At 57.9% G+C, this 15,048-nt stretch carries 21 protein-coding genes and 1 pseudogene; 9 read left to right on the forward strand and 13 right to left on the reverse strand.

Annotated elements, in window-relative coordinates; genetic code table 11:
- Window positions 1-30: 30 nt before the first annotated feature.
- On the forward strand, window positions 31-438 hold the full coding sequence (locus B3361_RS19090) for an NUDIX domain-containing protein (RefSeq protein ID WP_286920318.1): 408 nt from the start codon (window positions 31-33) through the stop codon (window positions 436-438).
- 127 nt (window positions 439-565) lie between these two features.
- Here the strand turns inward: B3361_RS19090 and B3361_RS19095 are convergent, their stop codons facing one another.
- On the reverse strand, window positions 566-877 hold the full coding sequence (locus tag B3361_RS19095; protein ID WP_238784009.1) for a hypothetical protein: 312 nt from the start codon (window positions 875-877) through the stop codon (window positions 566-568).
- A gap of 279 nt (window positions 878-1,156) precedes the next feature.
- Between B3361_RS19095 and B3361_RS19100 the strand changes: the two genes are divergently transcribed.
- Genes B3361_RS19100 through B3361_RS19110 form a run of 3 tightly spaced genes read left to right on the forward strand, consistent with a single transcriptional unit; the run spans window position 1,157 to window position 3,964 of the window.
- A complete protein-coding gene (locus tag B3361_RS19100) occupies window positions 1,157-2,359 on the forward strand; it encodes a zinc-dependent alcohol dehydrogenase (protein WP_154211847.1) in 1,203 nt (400 codons plus the stop codon).
- 13 nt (window positions 2,360-2,372) lie between these two features.
- A complete protein-coding gene (locus tag B3361_RS19105) occupies window positions 2,373-2,606 on the forward strand; it encodes a PLDc N-terminal domain-containing protein (protein ID WP_154211846.1) in 234 nt (77 codons plus the stop codon).
- A gap of 32 nt (window positions 2,607-2,638) precedes the next feature.
- Window positions 2,639-3,964: an SDR family oxidoreductase gene (locus tag B3361_RS19110; RefSeq protein WP_154211845.1), complete on the forward strand. Its 1,326-nt coding sequence runs from the start codon at window positions 2,639-2,641 to the stop codon at window positions 3,962-3,964.
- Window positions 3,965-4,021: 57 nt separating this feature from the next.
- Here the strand turns inward: B3361_RS19110 and B3361_RS19115 are convergent, their stop codons facing one another.
- On the reverse strand, window positions 4,022-4,300 hold the full coding sequence (locus B3361_RS19115) for a hypothetical protein (RefSeq protein ID WP_286920320.1): 279 nt from the start codon (window positions 4,298-4,300) through the stop codon (window positions 4,022-4,024).
- 267 nt (window positions 4,301-4,567) lie between these two features.
- Between B3361_RS19115 and B3361_RS19120 the strand changes: the two genes are divergently transcribed.
- Window positions 4,568-4,966, forward strand: a complete 399-nt coding sequence (locus B3361_RS19120; RefSeq protein ID WP_154211844.1) for a response regulator — start codon at window positions 4,568-4,570, stop codon at window positions 4,964-4,966.
- A gap of 225 nt (window positions 4,967-5,191) precedes the next feature.
- A pseudogene (locus B3361_RS19125) lies at window positions 5,192-5,386 on the forward strand (general stress protein); the annotation flags it as partial.
- A 59-nt stretch (window positions 5,387-5,445) separates the two neighbouring features.
- Here the strand turns inward: B3361_RS19125 and B3361_RS19130 are convergent.
- Window positions 5,446-6,789 (reverse strand): cation:proton antiporter, encoded by a 1,344-nt coding sequence (locus B3361_RS19130; RefSeq protein WP_154211843.1) that lies wholly within the window; start codon window positions 6,787-6,789, stop codon window positions 5,446-5,448.
- Between the two features lie 166 nt (window positions 6,790-6,955).
- Here B3361_RS19130 and B3361_RS19135 point away from each other — a divergent pair, with 166 nt between their 5' ends.
- Window positions 6,956-7,372: a low affinity iron permease family protein gene (locus B3361_RS19135; RefSeq protein ID WP_054902862.1), complete on the forward strand. Its 417-nt coding sequence runs from the start codon at window positions 6,956-6,958 to the stop codon at window positions 7,370-7,372.
- Here B3361_RS19135 and B3361_RS19140 read toward each other — a convergent pair.
- The 9 genes from B3361_RS19140 to B3361_RS19180 form a co-directional block, all read right to left on the reverse strand.
- Entirely contained in the window at window positions 7,369-7,803 is a 435-nt protein-coding gene (locus tag B3361_RS19140) for a response regulator (protein WP_054902863.1), read from the reverse strand. The genes B3361_RS19135 and B3361_RS19140 overlap by 4 nt on opposite strands.
- Before the next feature lie 82 nt (window positions 7,804-7,885).
- The gene (locus B3361_RS19145) at window positions 7,886-8,320 is read right to left on the reverse strand and encodes a DNA methylase (protein WP_154211842.1); all 435 of its coding nucleotides are present in this window, start codon (window positions 8,318-8,320) and stop codon (window positions 7,886-7,888) included.
- Window positions 8,317-8,541 (reverse strand): DUF2188 domain-containing protein, encoded by a 225-nt coding sequence (locus B3361_RS19150; RefSeq protein ID WP_154211841.1) that lies wholly within the window; start codon window positions 8,539-8,541, stop codon window positions 8,317-8,319. Before B3361_RS19150 ends, B3361_RS19145 begins: the two co-directional genes overlap by 4 nt.
- Before the next feature lie 16 nt (window positions 8,542-8,557).
- Window positions 8,558-8,716 (reverse strand): hypothetical protein, encoded by a 159-nt coding sequence (locus tag B3361_RS19155; protein ID WP_166524991.1) that lies wholly within the window; start codon window positions 8,714-8,716, stop codon window positions 8,558-8,560.
- Between the two features lie 38 nt (window positions 8,717-8,754).
- Entirely contained in the window at window positions 8,755-9,048 is a 294-nt protein-coding gene (locus B3361_RS19160) for a DUF6555 family protein (protein WP_178126197.1), read from the reverse strand.
- Between the two features lie 116 nt (window positions 9,049-9,164).
- The gene (locus B3361_RS19165; RefSeq protein ID WP_154211840.1) at window positions 9,165-10,262 is read right to left on the reverse strand and encodes a catalase family protein; all 1,098 of its coding nucleotides are present in this window, start codon (window positions 10,260-10,262) and stop codon (window positions 9,165-9,167) included.
- A 55-nt stretch (window positions 10,263-10,317) separates the two neighbouring features.
- A complete protein-coding gene (locus B3361_RS19170; RefSeq protein ID WP_238784008.1) occupies window positions 10,318-11,265 on the reverse strand; it encodes an alpha/beta hydrolase in 948 nt (315 codons plus the stop codon).
- 216 nt (window positions 11,266-11,481) lie between these two features.
- Entirely contained in the window at window positions 11,482-12,555 is a 1,074-nt protein-coding gene (locus B3361_RS19175) for a M42 family peptidase (RefSeq protein ID WP_154211838.1), read from the reverse strand.
- Between the two features lie 32 nt (window positions 12,556-12,587).
- A complete protein-coding gene (locus B3361_RS19180) occupies window positions 12,588-13,112 on the reverse strand; it encodes a hypothetical protein (RefSeq protein ID WP_004573937.1) in 525 nt (174 codons plus the stop codon).
- A gap of 196 nt (window positions 13,113-13,308) precedes the next feature.
- Here B3361_RS19180 and B3361_RS19185 point away from each other — a divergent pair, with 196 nt between their 5' ends.
- The gene (locus B3361_RS19185) at window positions 13,309-14,166 is read left to right on the forward strand and encodes an SDR family oxidoreductase (protein WP_154211837.1); all 858 of its coding nucleotides are present in this window, start codon (window positions 13,309-13,311) and stop codon (window positions 14,164-14,166) included.
- A 53-nt stretch (window positions 14,167-14,219) separates the two neighbouring features.
- Here B3361_RS19185 and B3361_RS19190 read toward each other — a convergent pair whose 3' ends face one another.
- Window positions 14,220-14,381, reverse strand: a complete 162-nt coding sequence (locus B3361_RS19190) for a hypothetical protein (RefSeq protein ID WP_166524990.1) — start codon at window positions 14,379-14,381, stop codon at window positions 14,220-14,222.
- Between the two features lie 153 nt (window positions 14,382-14,534).
- On the opposite strand from B3361_RS19190, the gene B3361_RS19195 reads away from it, so the two are divergent.
- On the forward strand, window positions 14,535-15,038 hold the full coding sequence (locus B3361_RS19195; RefSeq protein WP_154211836.1) for a CinA family protein: 504 nt from the start codon (window positions 14,535-14,537) through the stop codon (window positions 15,036-15,038).
- Window positions 15,039-15,048 lie beyond the last annotated feature (10 nt).

The raw sequence follows: 15,048 nt of genomic DNA on the forward strand, positions 1-15,048 counted from the left end.
GGGGTCTAAATCGGCAAGCAGCCCTGGGTCATGGTTCAATCGGCAGGGTGGGTCAATGTTCAATCAGCGCCGACACATTCCACCGTCATCTGCCTGCAGGCAGGAAAGGTATTGCTTGTACGCAAGGAGGCGCCTGAGTGGTCACTCCCTGGCGGGAAAATCGATCCTGGCGAAACGCAGCTTGAAGCGGCACGTCGTGAGCTACAGGAAGAAACGTGCCTAGAACTGACTGACGCTCAGTTTTTGGGGCATCACGTGCTCCAAGCGGAAGAGCACTGGCTGTACCGAATGGCCGCTCCGGCCAGCATGATGCCTCGACCTTCGCACGAGATAGTGGAGTGTCGCTGGTTCACGATCCAGGAGATCACCCAAACCTCAGTCAAGCCAACAAACGTAGACCTGCTAAGACGAGAAGGAATAATCACCGCTAACGAATAGCGTGAATCAGCCAAGGAGCTTGATGCTCGATGGGCAGCAGCACTGATGAGTATCGATCAGAAAACTTGCCCGTCCCAAGAAAAGTATTGGTACAAGGAGAAATTTTCTGGCTTTGGCTGGGCTTTGCCTACTCCCCCATCGTACTGAATGGCGGTCGCTTAATGGCTTTCCTATTTGGCTCATTGGCAATGCTTTTGGCCCGTCCTATCCCCCAAGCCAGCGCACGATTCATCGATTCGCCCGGCATGGCAGCAAATGCCTCTTCGTGAAGGGGCATTCCACTCGCGGCATAAACCCCGATAAAAACCTGGGTGGCTCCGGTTCGTGACAACCTCGTCTGGACTTCTATAGCGGTTCCGTCGTCCAGCGTTTCATCATGACTGCGGTGGGCAAGCGCGGGGTCAGCCCATTTCCAGAAGACATCACCACGTATTCGCATGCCACCCCCCTTTAGCTTTATAGCGGAACGGTTGGAGCCCCCGAGCGTGGGATTCTCTCAGCTAGCACTTGCGAACAGCCGGTTATGATGGATGGCCATCGATACGTCCCAGCACCTCCATTTAGATCGCTCTGATATCGATGTGATCCGAATGGTTCAGCCAACTTTCGGATAGGCAGGGAATCAGTACCGCCTGCCTTGTTGGTCTGAACTTTGCTGTCCGCCATGGCTTCCCCTGCATACCTATCACGAAATACGCGGCTGCAGGAGCTGACATTCATGAGAGCACTGACCTACCACGGAGCACACGACGTCAGGGTCGATAACGTCCCCGATCCCATCATTGAGCAGAAAGACGACATCATCCTGAGGGTCACCGCCACGGCCATTTGTGGCTCTGACTTGCACCTCTACCGAGGCAAAATTCCAGAAACCGAAGCGGGCGATATCTTCGGTCATGAATTCATGGGCATCGTCGAAGATACCGGCAGTGCCGTCACCAATCTGCAGGTCGGCGACCGCGTAGTGATTCCCTTCGTGATCGCTTGCGGCAGCTGTTTCTTCTGCCAGCACGACCTGTTCGCTGCCTGTGAAACCACCAACACAGGTCGTGGTGCGATCATCAACAAGAAGGGCATTCCCCCGGGCGCCGCGCTGTTCGGATACAGCCATCTCTATGGCGGTATCCCAGGCGGCCAAGCGGATTACGTGAGGGTGCCCAAGGGCAACGTCGGCCCGTTCAAAGTGCCCACCGAGCTGGCCGATGACAAGGTGCTGTTCCTCTCGGACATTCTGCCAACCGCCTGGCAGGCGGTCATCAATGCCGAGATTGGCCAGGGCTCATCGCTGGCGATTTATGGTGCCGGGCCAGTGGGCTTGCTGAGCGCCGCCTGTGCGCGAATGCTCGGCGCTCAGACCATCTTCATGATCGACGACAACGATTATCGCCTGGCCTACGCACAAGAGGCCTACGGGGTCATACCGATCAACTTCGAGCAAGACGACGATCCCGCCGACAGCATCATCCGCCAGACGCCAGGCATGCGCGGCGTCGATGCGGTGATTGATGCGGTCGGTTTCGAGGCCAAGGGCAGCACTGCCGAAACGGTGATGACGGCGCTGAAGATCGAAGGCAGCAGTGGCAAGGCGCTGCGCCAGAGCATTGCTGCGGTGCGTCGCGGCGGCGTTGTCAGTGTGCCGGGGGTCTACGCCGGCTTCATCCACGCCTTTATGTTCGGCGATGCCTTCGACAAGGGCCTCACCTTCAAGATGGGCCAGACCCATGTGCAGAAATACTTGCCTGAACTTCTTGAACACATCGAAGCAGGACGCCTGCAACCAGAGCTGATCGTCACCCACCGCCTGGCCCTCGAAGAAGCGGCCATGGGCTACAAGATGTTCGATCAGAAGCAGGACAACTGCCGCAAGGTCATCCTCGTGCCAGGCGCGGCAGCGGGCACCTTGGGCCCTGACTACGTGTAAAGGAGGCAAGCACATGAACGGTCTCGCCAGCTACTTCTGGATTGCCGTGGCGGCAATTCTCTTACTCATCGATCTGTGGGCCATCGTCAGCGTGTTCAGAAGTGACAAAAGCGATGCTGTCAAAGCTGCCTGGGCCCTGCTGATCCTCGCGCTACCGCTGGTTGGCCTGGGTATTTGGGGCGTTGCCGGCCCGCGAGGCATCAAGCGAGGCACTGGGCCCACTTCCGACGAGCACAGCAAAGGCTGACATTTTCCAGCGCCACCTACAGGGGTTTGAACATGATCGATCAAGCGACAGGCATGAAATCAGGCGAACGCTACCGCGTGGAAAACGTGGAGCGCGCTCATCAGTTTCCAGGCTTCTTTCAAGACGGGAAATATTACCTGGGCCCTGAGCTTCTCACCGCCGTGGGCTGGCTCGAAGGCACGCGCTTCATCTACGACAGCCTGGATGCCGAAGGTGAGCCCGTATTTCCAAACCGGGAGGCAGGCACGGTCGAAGGGCTGACGTTGACCCTGATCGATGGCACCTCTCTTGAGCTCTCGCGGATCGAAGCCAGCGAAACCGTTGCCCCCCTTGACCCCAGCGCCTCGAGTGCGAAACGAGAAGCGCCTGACCGTGGCGCTCCGCTCAAAGGGCATCTGCGCGGCAAGGTCGTGGTCATCACCGGCGCATCCAGCGGCATAGGCCGAGCCGCCGCGCATGCCTTTGCGTGCAAAGGTGCTCGCCTGGTACTCGCCGCACGCGACGAAGAGGCGTTGTTCGACGTCCTGGATGAATGCACCGATTGTGGTACGGATGCCATAGCGATCACGACCGACGTCACCCACAGCGACCAGGTTCAAGCGCTTGCCGCTCAGGCCGCAGACTTTGGACATGGGCGAATCGATGTCTGGGTCAACAATGCCGGGGTTGGCGCGGTCGGCAACTTCGAGGACACCCCACTGGAGGCACACGAACAGGTCATCCAGACCGACCTGATCGGTTACCTGCGGGGGGCCTACGTCGCCCTTCCCTTCTTCAAGGCGCAGGGCAGCGGCATTCTGATCAACACGCTGTCGCTGGGCAGCTGGCTGGCCCAACCCTATGCAGCCGCTTATTCGGCGAGCAAATTCGGCTTGCGTGGACTGACCGAGGCATTACGGGGCGAATTGACTGAATTTCCCGACATCCATGTGTGCGATATCTATCCAGCAGTCATGGACACACCAGGCTTCCGAGACGGCGGTAACTACACCGGGCATGCGCTGACACCGCCAGGCCCCGTATACGATCCCGAAAGGGTGGCGAAGGCTATGGTGGCCTGCGCAATCTCGCCTCGTGCTCACACCACGGTTGGCGCTGCGGCGCGCCTCGCGCATTTGGCCAGCTACCTGATACCAGGGCTGCCTCTGTTGTCAGGGAGGCTGACGCGTTGGGGGATAACTCGTAGCCCCATGGCCGAAGCATCATCAGGCAACCTCTATGAGCCTCCAAGTGGCAGGCGGGGTATCGACGGAGGCTGGCGGAAGCCAAAAGACAAAACGCCGCTGCTGATTGGCGCAGCGGCGCTGGGAATCCTTGTGGGTTTTACACTCACACATTCACGACGCGGGGATAGATAGAGAAGGTCTGCTTACAGAGGAATGAGCGTGGTTTCATGGCGAGATCACGTTCGATCCCTACTCTGCTGACGAGCTCGTGGGTTTAACTGGGCGATAGTCCTCCCCTGCTACCGCTCGCAGGTAAGCAGCGTCAGCCTCCAGACGAAGATCGCGCCATTCCTGCCAGCAGATAATCCCTTGACGATCCTTCTCATCGGCTTGGCGAAGCAATTCCTCGTGATAGTCGTCAGGCGACGCCATGCGCAATGCCCTGTCTTCAAGCACCCGATACCAAACCGCCAAACAATTGAGCTTCAGCAATTGGGCGGCAGACAGGTTTTTCTCGAGCGTTCGCATCAGGAGGCCTCATAGGCTGATGGAGGGTTGAGTCACGCAGACTGCAGAGGTTCAGTAGGGCGGTGTCAGCGGCATGGATGCGTCCAGATGGTCGCCCCCGTTATAGATCCGCTCACGGATGGGAATGGATGGCACTGCCTCAAGTTGGAGTGAATTTCTTGAACGCTGGCGATGTCGTAGTGATGGCGCGCTGCTACGTCTTGCTGGAAGAAAGCAAGCAGACTTGGATGTCCCTCCCTTCCTGCAGCCGCATGTCCGAGTACCCCTATGAAAGAGCTGCGTTGCGTTTCCAAAATAACCCGCCCAACCGTTCTCATCGTTGAGGACGAACCCATGATTCGAGAGCTTTTGACCCTGTACCTGGAAGAATGGGGGGCCATGGTGACAGCGGTGGCGACTGCCGATGTCGGCAATGAGGCGTTGACGAAGCAAGATTGGACGCTGCTGATAACGGATGTGCAAACGCCTGGTTTACTCAATGGGGTTGATCTTGCATGGATGGCAAGCCAGCAAAAACCTAAGACGCGCATCATTGTCATGAGCGGATACTTCGAATTTGCAGGGAGAGTGTTGCCGCCAGGTGCCCGGTTCCTTCCTAAGCCGTGGCCAATAACCCAGCTCCAGGAACTGCTCTGCACTCAGCTTAACCACGCCGGCGGAGGCTGAAAATTCGGCGTCTGCAGACGGGATGCGAGCTTGATCCTCCCCAAACGTTCGCGAACAAAGCTTAAGGACGCCACACACGCCTGCACCGGTTCTTTCGCGCAATCCGTCGGCCTTGGCCAAAACCCACTGAGTCAACACCCCGCCCGAGGACGTCCGAGTTGAACACAGACTTTCCTGTGTGACGACATGAGGTGAAAGATCATGGCTAACAACCAAACCAATCGTGGCCATCAAGGTGGTACTGCTCAGAACAATCCTGGCAATTTCGCCAATGATCGGGAGAAAGCGTCGGATGCAGGTCGCAAAGGCGGGCAGAGCTCAGGCGGCAACTTTGCCAACGACCGTGAGCGTGCCTCCGAGGCGGGCCGTAAAGGCGGGCAAAACAGCCACGGCGGCGGTCGCGGTAGCGAGAACCGCTAACTGGCGGTGATTCAGTGCCAGGGCAATAGCTGCCCTGGCACTTTTCTGTTGAACAGCCATCAGGGAACCTTCTCCTTCCATGCTTCGTATCTGGCAAGCAGCGGCTGGACACTCAACCCATGCAGCACGATGCTTAACGCCACCACTGACAGCACCAGATTGATGCTCTGCTCGGCCAAGGTGGGAAGCAGCCCATGATTCAGGGTATAGAACAGGTAGTAGAAGCTGCCGATGCCTCGGATTCCAAACCACCCTAAAAGCCCTCGCTGACGGATATCCAGCATGCCTCGAGCCGGGAACAGCAGGATGCTGATGGGGCGAATGACAAAAAACAAAGCGCCGGCAACCAGCACTGCCCGCCAGTCCCAATGCTCAATGAGCACTACCCCGAGCAGGGTCACCAGAAACACTTCCATTGCCCGTTCAATCAGGCTACCGAAAGCCAACATGTCACCCAACATGATCCCCGCTGCGACCTGCGAGTCGTCGAGCCCTTTCACATCGCCTTTGACGGCTAGCTCCGGCGCCACGTGCTGGTGACCAACCACAGGCTGTACCAGATGTTCAGCAGCCGGCTCTTCCGGGCTATTGGCGGTCTGCACCTCCGCCTGCCGTAAACCGAGGCCCGCAGCGAACACCGCGAGGAACCCATAGGCCTGTATCGACTCGGCGCTCACGTATGCCAACGCAATCAGGGCAAGGGCCAGATAGTCATTGGGCGAGACGGTGCTGTCGTCGTTGCGCAGACGCAAGAACAGCGTGAGCTTGCCCAAGCCGCGCCCCATCCAGTAGCCAAGCAACAGGCCTGCGGTTACTGCCCACAGCATGTCCTTGAGCAACCAGTCACTGAACCAGGCCTGGCCATTGTCCTGTTGCAGGAACAGTCCAAGCATGACGAAAGGAAATGCCACGCCATCGTTGAGCCCTGCCTCACCTGACAAGCTGAAACGGACAATATCATCGTCTTGGGCATCAACCACCTGCACCAGGGTTGCGAGCACGGGGTCAGTGGGTGCGAGGATCGCCCCGATCATTAGCGAGACTCCCCACCCCAAGTGCAGGCCGTAATGCAGCACCAGCATTACTCCACCGATGCAGATCACCATCACCGGCCCCGCTAGGAAAAAGGCGCTACACCATCGGCGATCGTGCAAGGGCAGGCGCAATTTCAAGCCACTGAAGAACAGCGAAAACAACACCGCGACTTCTGTAAGGTGCTCCATCCACCCGCTCGACTTGCTCACGTCCAGCTGAAGAAAACCTAGCCCCGATGCACCCAGGCCGATACCCAGGGCAAGGCACACTACAGACGAGGTCACAGGGATCCAGCGCAGGTAGGAGGATGAGAGTGCGAGCAGCAGCAAAACTGCGCCCAGCATGGCGAACCAGACGATGAAGGTCATCTGCGCAGAGGCCTTGGGAAAGTTTTCGAGTATTTTTTTGACTTTCCGGCACGCCACGTCGTTCCGCTGCGCTTAGTGGGTTCACCCAATACCTGAGGTAAATGTAAAAAAAGATTTCAGCCCTTCACTGCGGTCAAACCCTATAGATCGCAGTGGAGATTACGTCATGAAATTCGCCCAGTTCTGCCAATGGCTCGCCAACCACGCCGGTAAGCCGAGCACCTTTTTGATCGCCGTGGTGTTGATCGCCATGTGGGCTGCCTCTGGGCCCTGGTTTCACTACAACGATACCTGGCAACTTATCGTCAACACGTCGACCACCATCATCACATTCCTGATGGTTTTCCTGATCCAGAACACCCAGAACCGGGACAACGACATCATCCACGTGAAGCTCGACGAACTGATCCGCGCTACGAAATCTGCGGAGCAGTCGGTATTGGATCTCGAAGCGCTCGATAACCGGGAAATCCATAAACTTCGCAAGGAATATCAGGCGATGGGCAGCGAATGTGATCCCCACCATCAGGCGCCTGCTGAGCATCACACGGACGATGGTGCTCGGGATAACCTGCAGCGCTAGAGTCCTTGTTGGTCGAGCGGCGGGAGAGTTGAAGGTAAATTTGCAGGGTGAAGCGCCTGGCTAATAGCTTGAGCGAGCTCGTCTATCGACCACGGTTTGAAGAGGTAGGTAACGGGTGGTGTGACTTGAGAAGCATCAAGCTGGTAGCCAGAGGTCAGAATGGCGGGTAATCCAGGCCACCTTTCGTGTGCCATGGAGATGAACTCCATACCTTTGATGCTTCCGGGAACACCGTGGTCGACAACGATCAACGAGCAGTCGCTCTTGAGTCCCATCAAGTGAATCAAGGCATCTTCTGAGTTATCGAACGCATCGCAGGTGGCGCCCAACTCGATCAGGATGTCCACCAACAGGGTCTGAAGCGTTGGATCGTCTTCTACCACAATTACCGTCTTACCTGACAGCGACAAACCTTCGATGTCGAGCTTCATCACCTGCTCCAGTCCATGGTTAGATTTTCGAGTGTTTCACTCATCCGGACATGCGTCGATGGGGGCTAAAGGCCACCCATGCTCAATGGCCTTCCAACTTCGTCAAATGGGCCAAGCCTTCACGCATGAAAATCTCCACGGTCTTTGGGCCTACGCCCTCGAAACTCAGTAGCCAGCGCTTGAATCCCTCAGCATTTGATTCTTCCTGCAGTGCTTCAAGTTGAACAGCCAGTTCCACTTCTACCTTGTTGCCAAGATCATGCAGTCGTCGGGCAGTGGATTCATCGTAGCGCGCATAGCCGGCCTGGCCGAGGAGTTTGACCAGTGTGGAATGAGAAGTCTGGGCAAGCTTAATCGGCGTATCCAGGCCCTGCTGATCGACAAGCATCCGGTACGCCTGCACTGCTACGGTGGCGCGGATGCGCTTCCCCATGAGAAAGCTGGCCAACAACCATCTGAACACGCCAAGGGCATCCGTGACCTCAATGCCGAGGTCACAGGCAGTTATAGTCTTCAACCTTTACTTCGGCGCGGATCAGCAGATCGTGGGTAGGTGCGTTCCTCTTCGATAGTGCCATCCGCTTTATGGATCTTCACCGAAGCCGTCTTGCCATCAAAGAAATCCGCAAGGGCGCTGACGAGCTCGTGCTTCGTCGACGCTCGTTTGGAGGCGCGTTCAGCACCGGCTTTCTTCAATTCCCATCCTTCTGATGTCGGGCTGAGGTGGTAATTGTCCATCGTGTGCTCCTCTTGGTTAAATGGATTCGCCGTCATCTTGGATGTCTTCCTCTGCCTCGGCTGCCTCCGTTGCATCAGCGTCATTGAGTGGCGGCGACGTGGGCTTTTCCGGATCGTTAATGAAGGGCACATCGCTTGGCCCTTTTTCTTCGGAGCCTTCGGTTTTCGACTGCATGGCAATACCTCAAAGCAGATGGATCGGGGCGCCGGGCTTCAAGTACCTTCAGCAATCCCCGAGAATTTTTTGACATCGATAGGTTGCGCTACGAATTCAGGGCCATCGCCGGCGAGCCGCCAATTCACCTTAGCGATGCCATAGCGCTCGGCCATCGGTCGACTGACCAACTTGATTTTCTGCTGACTGAATCTTGGGATGATGCCAACGCCGGCATCGCAACTGGCCCAGTGCCAAGCCACGGCGTTGTCCATTTTTTCCAAGCGGATGATGAACGTCCGATGGTCACCGTGCAGGTCATACTCGATTACGTACAATTGAAGTGCTGGCACAAGATCCGCTCCCTAGTTCATACGCTATTGAGCAAGCCGTAGAAGAGATAATTCCATTGGATTGCCAGGGGGCATGCACATCGCTCATGGATGGAAAATGTGCCAACTGCGTAAATTCAACGCGGTTCGTGAATCGGGCACCCATTGTGCGTAGCGCGAAACTGCGCTGACATTTCGTATGAGGGCCTGCGCACCCGCATGATGCCTCCCAGGGGACGATGCGCAGCCAACCCATGCCAGGGGCTGAATGCCATGCCATCATCGATGTCGCGTACCTTTTCATCATCCCAGGCGGCCTGTGGTTCGACCTCTACCCTGGCAACTGTCACGTAGGGGCTCAACGCTTCCGACCATTTCACTGATGCGTCCTCGATGGGCATCTTCTCGATGTCAGTGGCCAGCTGCACACGCAGCTCCCAGATGCCGCCGTTCTGCCTGAAAAACGCCTCGACGGCATGGCGAAGCCCGTCCGGGTCGCCCTTGAGCTCCACTTTGAGATCAGTCAACTCGGTTAGCGAGGGCGACACAGGAACAATGGCCAGCTTGGCGTAATAAGGGCCGTAGAGGATCGGCACCACCGTGGTGAAGGTCTCGCCCAGAATATGCGTCTGGGGATGGCCACCGAGGCTCTTCAGCGTAGCGCTTTCGCCGCCCACCGATTCGACCAGCGATTCCACTCCCCGCAGTGCGGCTGACAGTGCCTTCTTCATGCCAGGTGCCTTGTCCGTCGTCTTCGCGAGCATCTTCAGCGTTTTCAGGAACGCCTTGGGCGTTGCCGAGGTGAAGGCTTTGGCATTCTCGGTGACGAAATCCTGGGTCACCTGCCCCTCACTGCCAGGCAGGCGGGAGCCTTCGACACCCACGATCTTGAGTGCCAAGCCCCTCGGGGTCGATACCTTGTCATCGAGCACATCCCCTGGGTTGGTGGAAAACCGGAGATAGGCCGGCAGCGTACCGGGCTTGGCAAAGGCACCTTGTGCCATTTCCGCTGGCAGTCCTTCGAGGATGGTCACTTGACCGCGCAGCAATCCGTGTCCCTTGGAATGGACACTCCGGTTGGCGTGGCCGTTGTCCTTGAACGTGGTTTCCATGATCTGCCGCAGGGTTTCAGCCAACTCCCTGCTCGTCTCAGCTTCGTCATCCGGAATTTGCTCGAATGAGGGTTGGAAGCGCAGCGGCATAATTGCAACGGGTGTATCCGGTTGGTTATTCATCAGGATTCTCCGGCTGCCTCAAGGGCACTGATTGGCGTTAACGCATGCGTGCGCTCTATTTGGCGAGGTCAGTTTTCAGGCGCTGACCCGCGTAGGCCTGGGCGTCCTCAGCCTTCTTCACGACGGCGGCAGTGCCGAAGAACTCGTGCGTCACGCCGTCATAGACTTTGCGATCTACCGCCACACCGGCTGTGCGTAGCGCCTGTTCCAACTGGGCGCCATCGTCGCGCAGCGGATCGATTTCCGCGTTGATGATGGTCACCGGGGGCAAGCCATGCAGGTCAGCTTTCACCAGGTTGATACGTGGATCCTGCACATCCGCAGGCGAGCTGGTGACCTGACCGATGAACCACAGCATCATGGGACGGTTCAGCGGCATGGCATCGGCGTACTTGAGGTAGGAAGCGGTATCGGTGCTCGACTGCGCAACCGGATACACCGAAAGGACGTGTTTGGGTGCTGTCAGGCCAGCATCTCTGGCGCCAATTGCGGTAGCGACGGCGAGGTTGCCGCCTGCGCTTTCGCCGGCCAATGCCAGGCGCTCTGGATCGCCGCCAACGGAGGCGGCGTTTCTCGCCAGCCAACGGTAAGCCGCCAGGGCATCGTCATGCGCAGCGGGGAATTTGTGCTCTGGCGCCAGACGGTAATCGACCGATACCACCACGGCATCGGCTTGCTTGGCCAACCCGCGTGCGCCGCCATCGTAAACTTTCCGATCTGCGATCACCCAGCCGCCGCCGTGGAAGAACAGCACCGCTGGGTGAGGGCCATTGCCTGGCGGCGTATACACCGTGGCCGGCATGGAGCCAGAAGGGCTGGGTATCGAGATTTCCCGCGTGGTGACGCCGGGCACCAATGACTCGGGGCTCGAACTGCGTTTCTGATCTTCCAGCACGTCCTTCACAGCAGCGGCCATGGTCGGCTGCTGACGAGCCTCCTGAGGAGTGGTCTTCTCGATGGCCTTGGCATCGAAGCTGGCAAACTTGTTCAGCAGCTTCTGCATGTCGGAATCTGTGCGCAAAAGACTTTCGGTGCCAATCACAGCAAGCTCGGAGACCGAGCGCTTTTCTGGATCGCGGGCGCAACCGCCCAGCGCTATCGAGACCCCCAAGACCGAAACCGCAGCTACCCAATGGCACTTTTGCATAGGACACTCCCAAGGCGAGGGCGAAGGTTTCTTCGCCTGTCTTAACCTCTGGGCGTCCTACTCCAATGGCGTTCAGCCAGTTCTTGAAATGTCGGACAGATGGGCATCCAGCATGAATTCGACCAGTGTTGCGGCGCAGGCTGTAATCCCCTCCAGAAGCACCATCTCGAAGCCATGGGTATTCTCGGTCGGTATCGCAATGCAACCAGCCCGGGCATCGATCCCGGCGCTCATCACCGCGCTTGCATCGGATGCAAAATCGACGAGCAATGCCGACTGGGGCTTAAAGCCGGCCTTTAGGCCAGCGGCGATTAGGCCCTGCACCACGGTGCGGCTGTAGTATCCCTTCTGGTCGCCGGTATTGATGATCGGGCTGGCCGAAAGCTCCGTGCCATACTCCTCAAGTACAGGGCCTACCTCGACGGCGATTGTGGTGTCGCCGGGCAGCCGGGAAGCTGCATACATGGCGCCGGCATTCGACTCTTCCTCCAGCGTCGTAAGCACGAACCAAACGTCCTGCTTCAGTTTTTCTCGCCGTTCGCTCAGCAGCTTCGCACAGAGAATGACAGCGCTCAGCGGAGCTCGGTCGTCGAGGAAGTGAGCGGCAATACAGTCATGTACCTTGAAGGGCTTACGCCAGTGCTGACTGAGCACGACTCGAGTACCAGGCCGAACGCCAAGTTGCTGGAGTTCCGACTGGCTCTTGCGCGTGACGATGTAGACATCTTTCCACTGAACATTTCCTGCCAGCACGTCTCTTCCATTAGAAGTCCGACCGCTGTTGTGCATTGAGCCGTAGGACAATACACCCGGCAGGATGTGTTCATCGCCAAGGATATCGACAGGGCACACGCCGAAGCTTATCGGTTGCGAACCACCTAGAGCGAGCACCTCCAGGGTGCCGTTCTCCAGCACATTTTTGACGATCATCGCGATCTCATCGAGATGGGCCATAACGCGTATGGCTGCCTCTGGGCTTCCAGTGCGGCCCCCACGAATCACCCCCACCACATTGCCAGCAGGGTCGATGTGCGTGTCATCACAGAATAGGCGCAGCTCGCGCAGACAAATGGCCCGTACTTCATCTTCTTGTCCGCCCGGCCCTCGGGCGTTGAGGAGCTCGGTCAGTAATGCCTCAGTCGTCAAAACGTTACCTCCATGTTTGCACGCAAACGCGTTCAGGCCAGCTGGATGTACACCGAGTAACTACCCAAAAGCACCCAGAACACCAGAAAGATCCATGGCGTCCGCAGCGAGAACAGCAATGACTTTCGATGCCCTGCACGCGAGGTTTCCGCCTCACAGAACAGCGGCGATTCGTCGTAGGCCAACCCCATCAACGGCTCGCTGCGAAGCAGGTGGCTCTGCTTGAGCTGCCAGTGATCGATGATGTTGTACGCCGCCCGGATGCCAGGCCAGGCGTTGAGCGAACTGAGTACCCCGAGCAAGGCGAGAAACGCGGGCACGATGAGGGTGAACATCTCGCCCCATCCTTGATTGAGGTTGCCCATGGAGGAGACGAAGGCGATGACCAGGAATGACTGCGCCGCCAGGTAGGCGTCCGTGCGGTTGGCCAGGATGCTGGTTTCGTACTGGATCTCACGCCGGTAAAAATCCAGACGTTCCTTGGGAGAGCCAAACATCCTGGCATTGTGCTCGCTGATCTCGTGCTCTGGGGTCGCTGGGGTAATGATTCGAGGCACTCGCTACTCCGGGAATTGGGCTCCGAGCGACGAGATGAGCCTGGAGCTGAGTCCGGTAGAGCAGGCGATGGAGCATGAAATTCAATCGGACTGATATCCCGCACCGCTCGTCGTACCAACCGCAGATTGAAACCAACACAAGAAGGTCGGGCCTTTCGAACCGGTATGAACGTTCTCAACTGCAGGAGCTTCTACCATGCGAGACTTCCCCACCCCACCCTTCCCTTCGCAACCTCAGAATGTCCCCGGCTCACAGCGCAAGATGGAGCCCTACCCGGATTGTGGTGAGCAGTCGTATACCGGCCATAATCGACTCGAAGGCAAGATCGCACTCATCACCGGAGCTGACAGCGGCATTGGGCGGGCAGTAGCGATTGCCTATGCCCGTGAAGGTGCCGACGTCGCCATCGCTTATCTGAATGAGCATGAAGACGCGCAAGAAACCGCACGCTGGGTTGAGTCCGCCGGCCGTCAATGCCTGCTGTTGCCCGGAGATCTGGCGCAGAAACAGCACTGCTACGACATCGTCGAAAAGACAGTCGGCCAGTTCGGGCGTATCGACATCCTGGTCAACAACGCGGCGTTCCAGATGTCCCACGAGACCCTGGAGGAAATCGACGATGATGAATGGGTGAAGACCTTCGATACCAACATCACCGCGATCTTCAGGATTTGCCAGGCAGCACTGCCTTCCATGCCCAAGGGCAGTTCGATCATCAATACGAGCTCGGTCAATTCCGACGATCCATCACCCAGCCTGCTGGCCTATGCCACGACCAAGGGGGCCATTGCTAACTTCACTGCTGGCTTGGCTCAGCTGCTCGGCAAGAAAGGCATTCGGGTCAACAGCGTTGCGCCAGGGCCTATCTGGACGCCTCTAATTCCTTCCACCATGCCAGATGAAGCGGTCAAGAACTTCGGTTCGAAAACACCACTGGGGCGTCCTGGTCAACCGGTGGAGGTCGCGCCGATCTACGTGCTGCTGGGCTCCGACGAGGCCAGTTATATCAGTGGGTCACGTTACGCAGTGACTGGCGGCAAACCGATCCTCTAGTGAAAAGAGGCTCGCCGTGCTGGCGAGCCTGACCCTCTTTTTGCGTGGCAGTTTCAGCGTTTGTGCTGATCGTGATCACGGGCCGTTTTTTGCGCTGTCGAGTCATGTGATGTGCCGGTGGATCCATCCGGACGATGAGCATCGTTGTCTCGCTCCTCTTCTCCATTCGGCCTTGTCTGCGCACCTTCTTTTTGGCTGTCGCTCACTTTCTTCATGTTGCTCTCCTCCCATTGCCTTTGAACAAGGGAAGCCAATCTACGGGGCAAAGTTCAGGTCAGTGACACTTCAGGAGATGGGCGGGCAACAGGGGCGATGAACCAATTACCCCAGGCTCGCGTCCACCGCAAAACAAGCGAGTCGATTCTGGAATGGAAAACGACCCTGTACTGGCCGCCCTCGGCTATCTCAAAAACAACAAACTGATTTTGAGCACAGCAGAATCGTGCACTGCAGGCTGCCTTGTGGCTTTGTTGGCGGCGGTACCGGGTACCGGAGAGGTGCTGGAAAGCGGCTATGTCGTCTACTCACCCAGCGCCAAGAAGCGGCTGCTGGGGGTCAGCGCAGAAACCATCGAACGATACGGCCTGACCAGCGAAGCAGTAGCTTGGGAAATGGCCTTGGGCGCCTTGAGGGACAGCGATGCGAATGTGGTGATCGCCACCACCGGGATAGCCGGGCCGGCGCCCGAATCCGGGATACCACCGGGGACGATGTGCTTTGCGTGGGCCTTCGCCGGCGAGCCAATTGCCGTTTTCACGCGCACTCAACGCTTCTTCGGCGAGCGGCCTGAAGTCATGCGCCAAGGCGCCCTGTTCGGGTTGACCCGGCTTGCCCACTATCACCAGCGCTGGTTACGCGGCGAGCGCGCCTGAGGGCTGTGAT

It is taken from the genome of Pseudomonas sp. UBA6699, assembly GCF_002454615.1.
Classification (GTDB): domain Bacteria; phylum Pseudomonadota; class Gammaproteobacteria; order Pseudomonadales; family Pseudomonadaceae; genus Aquipseudomonas; species Aquipseudomonas juntendi.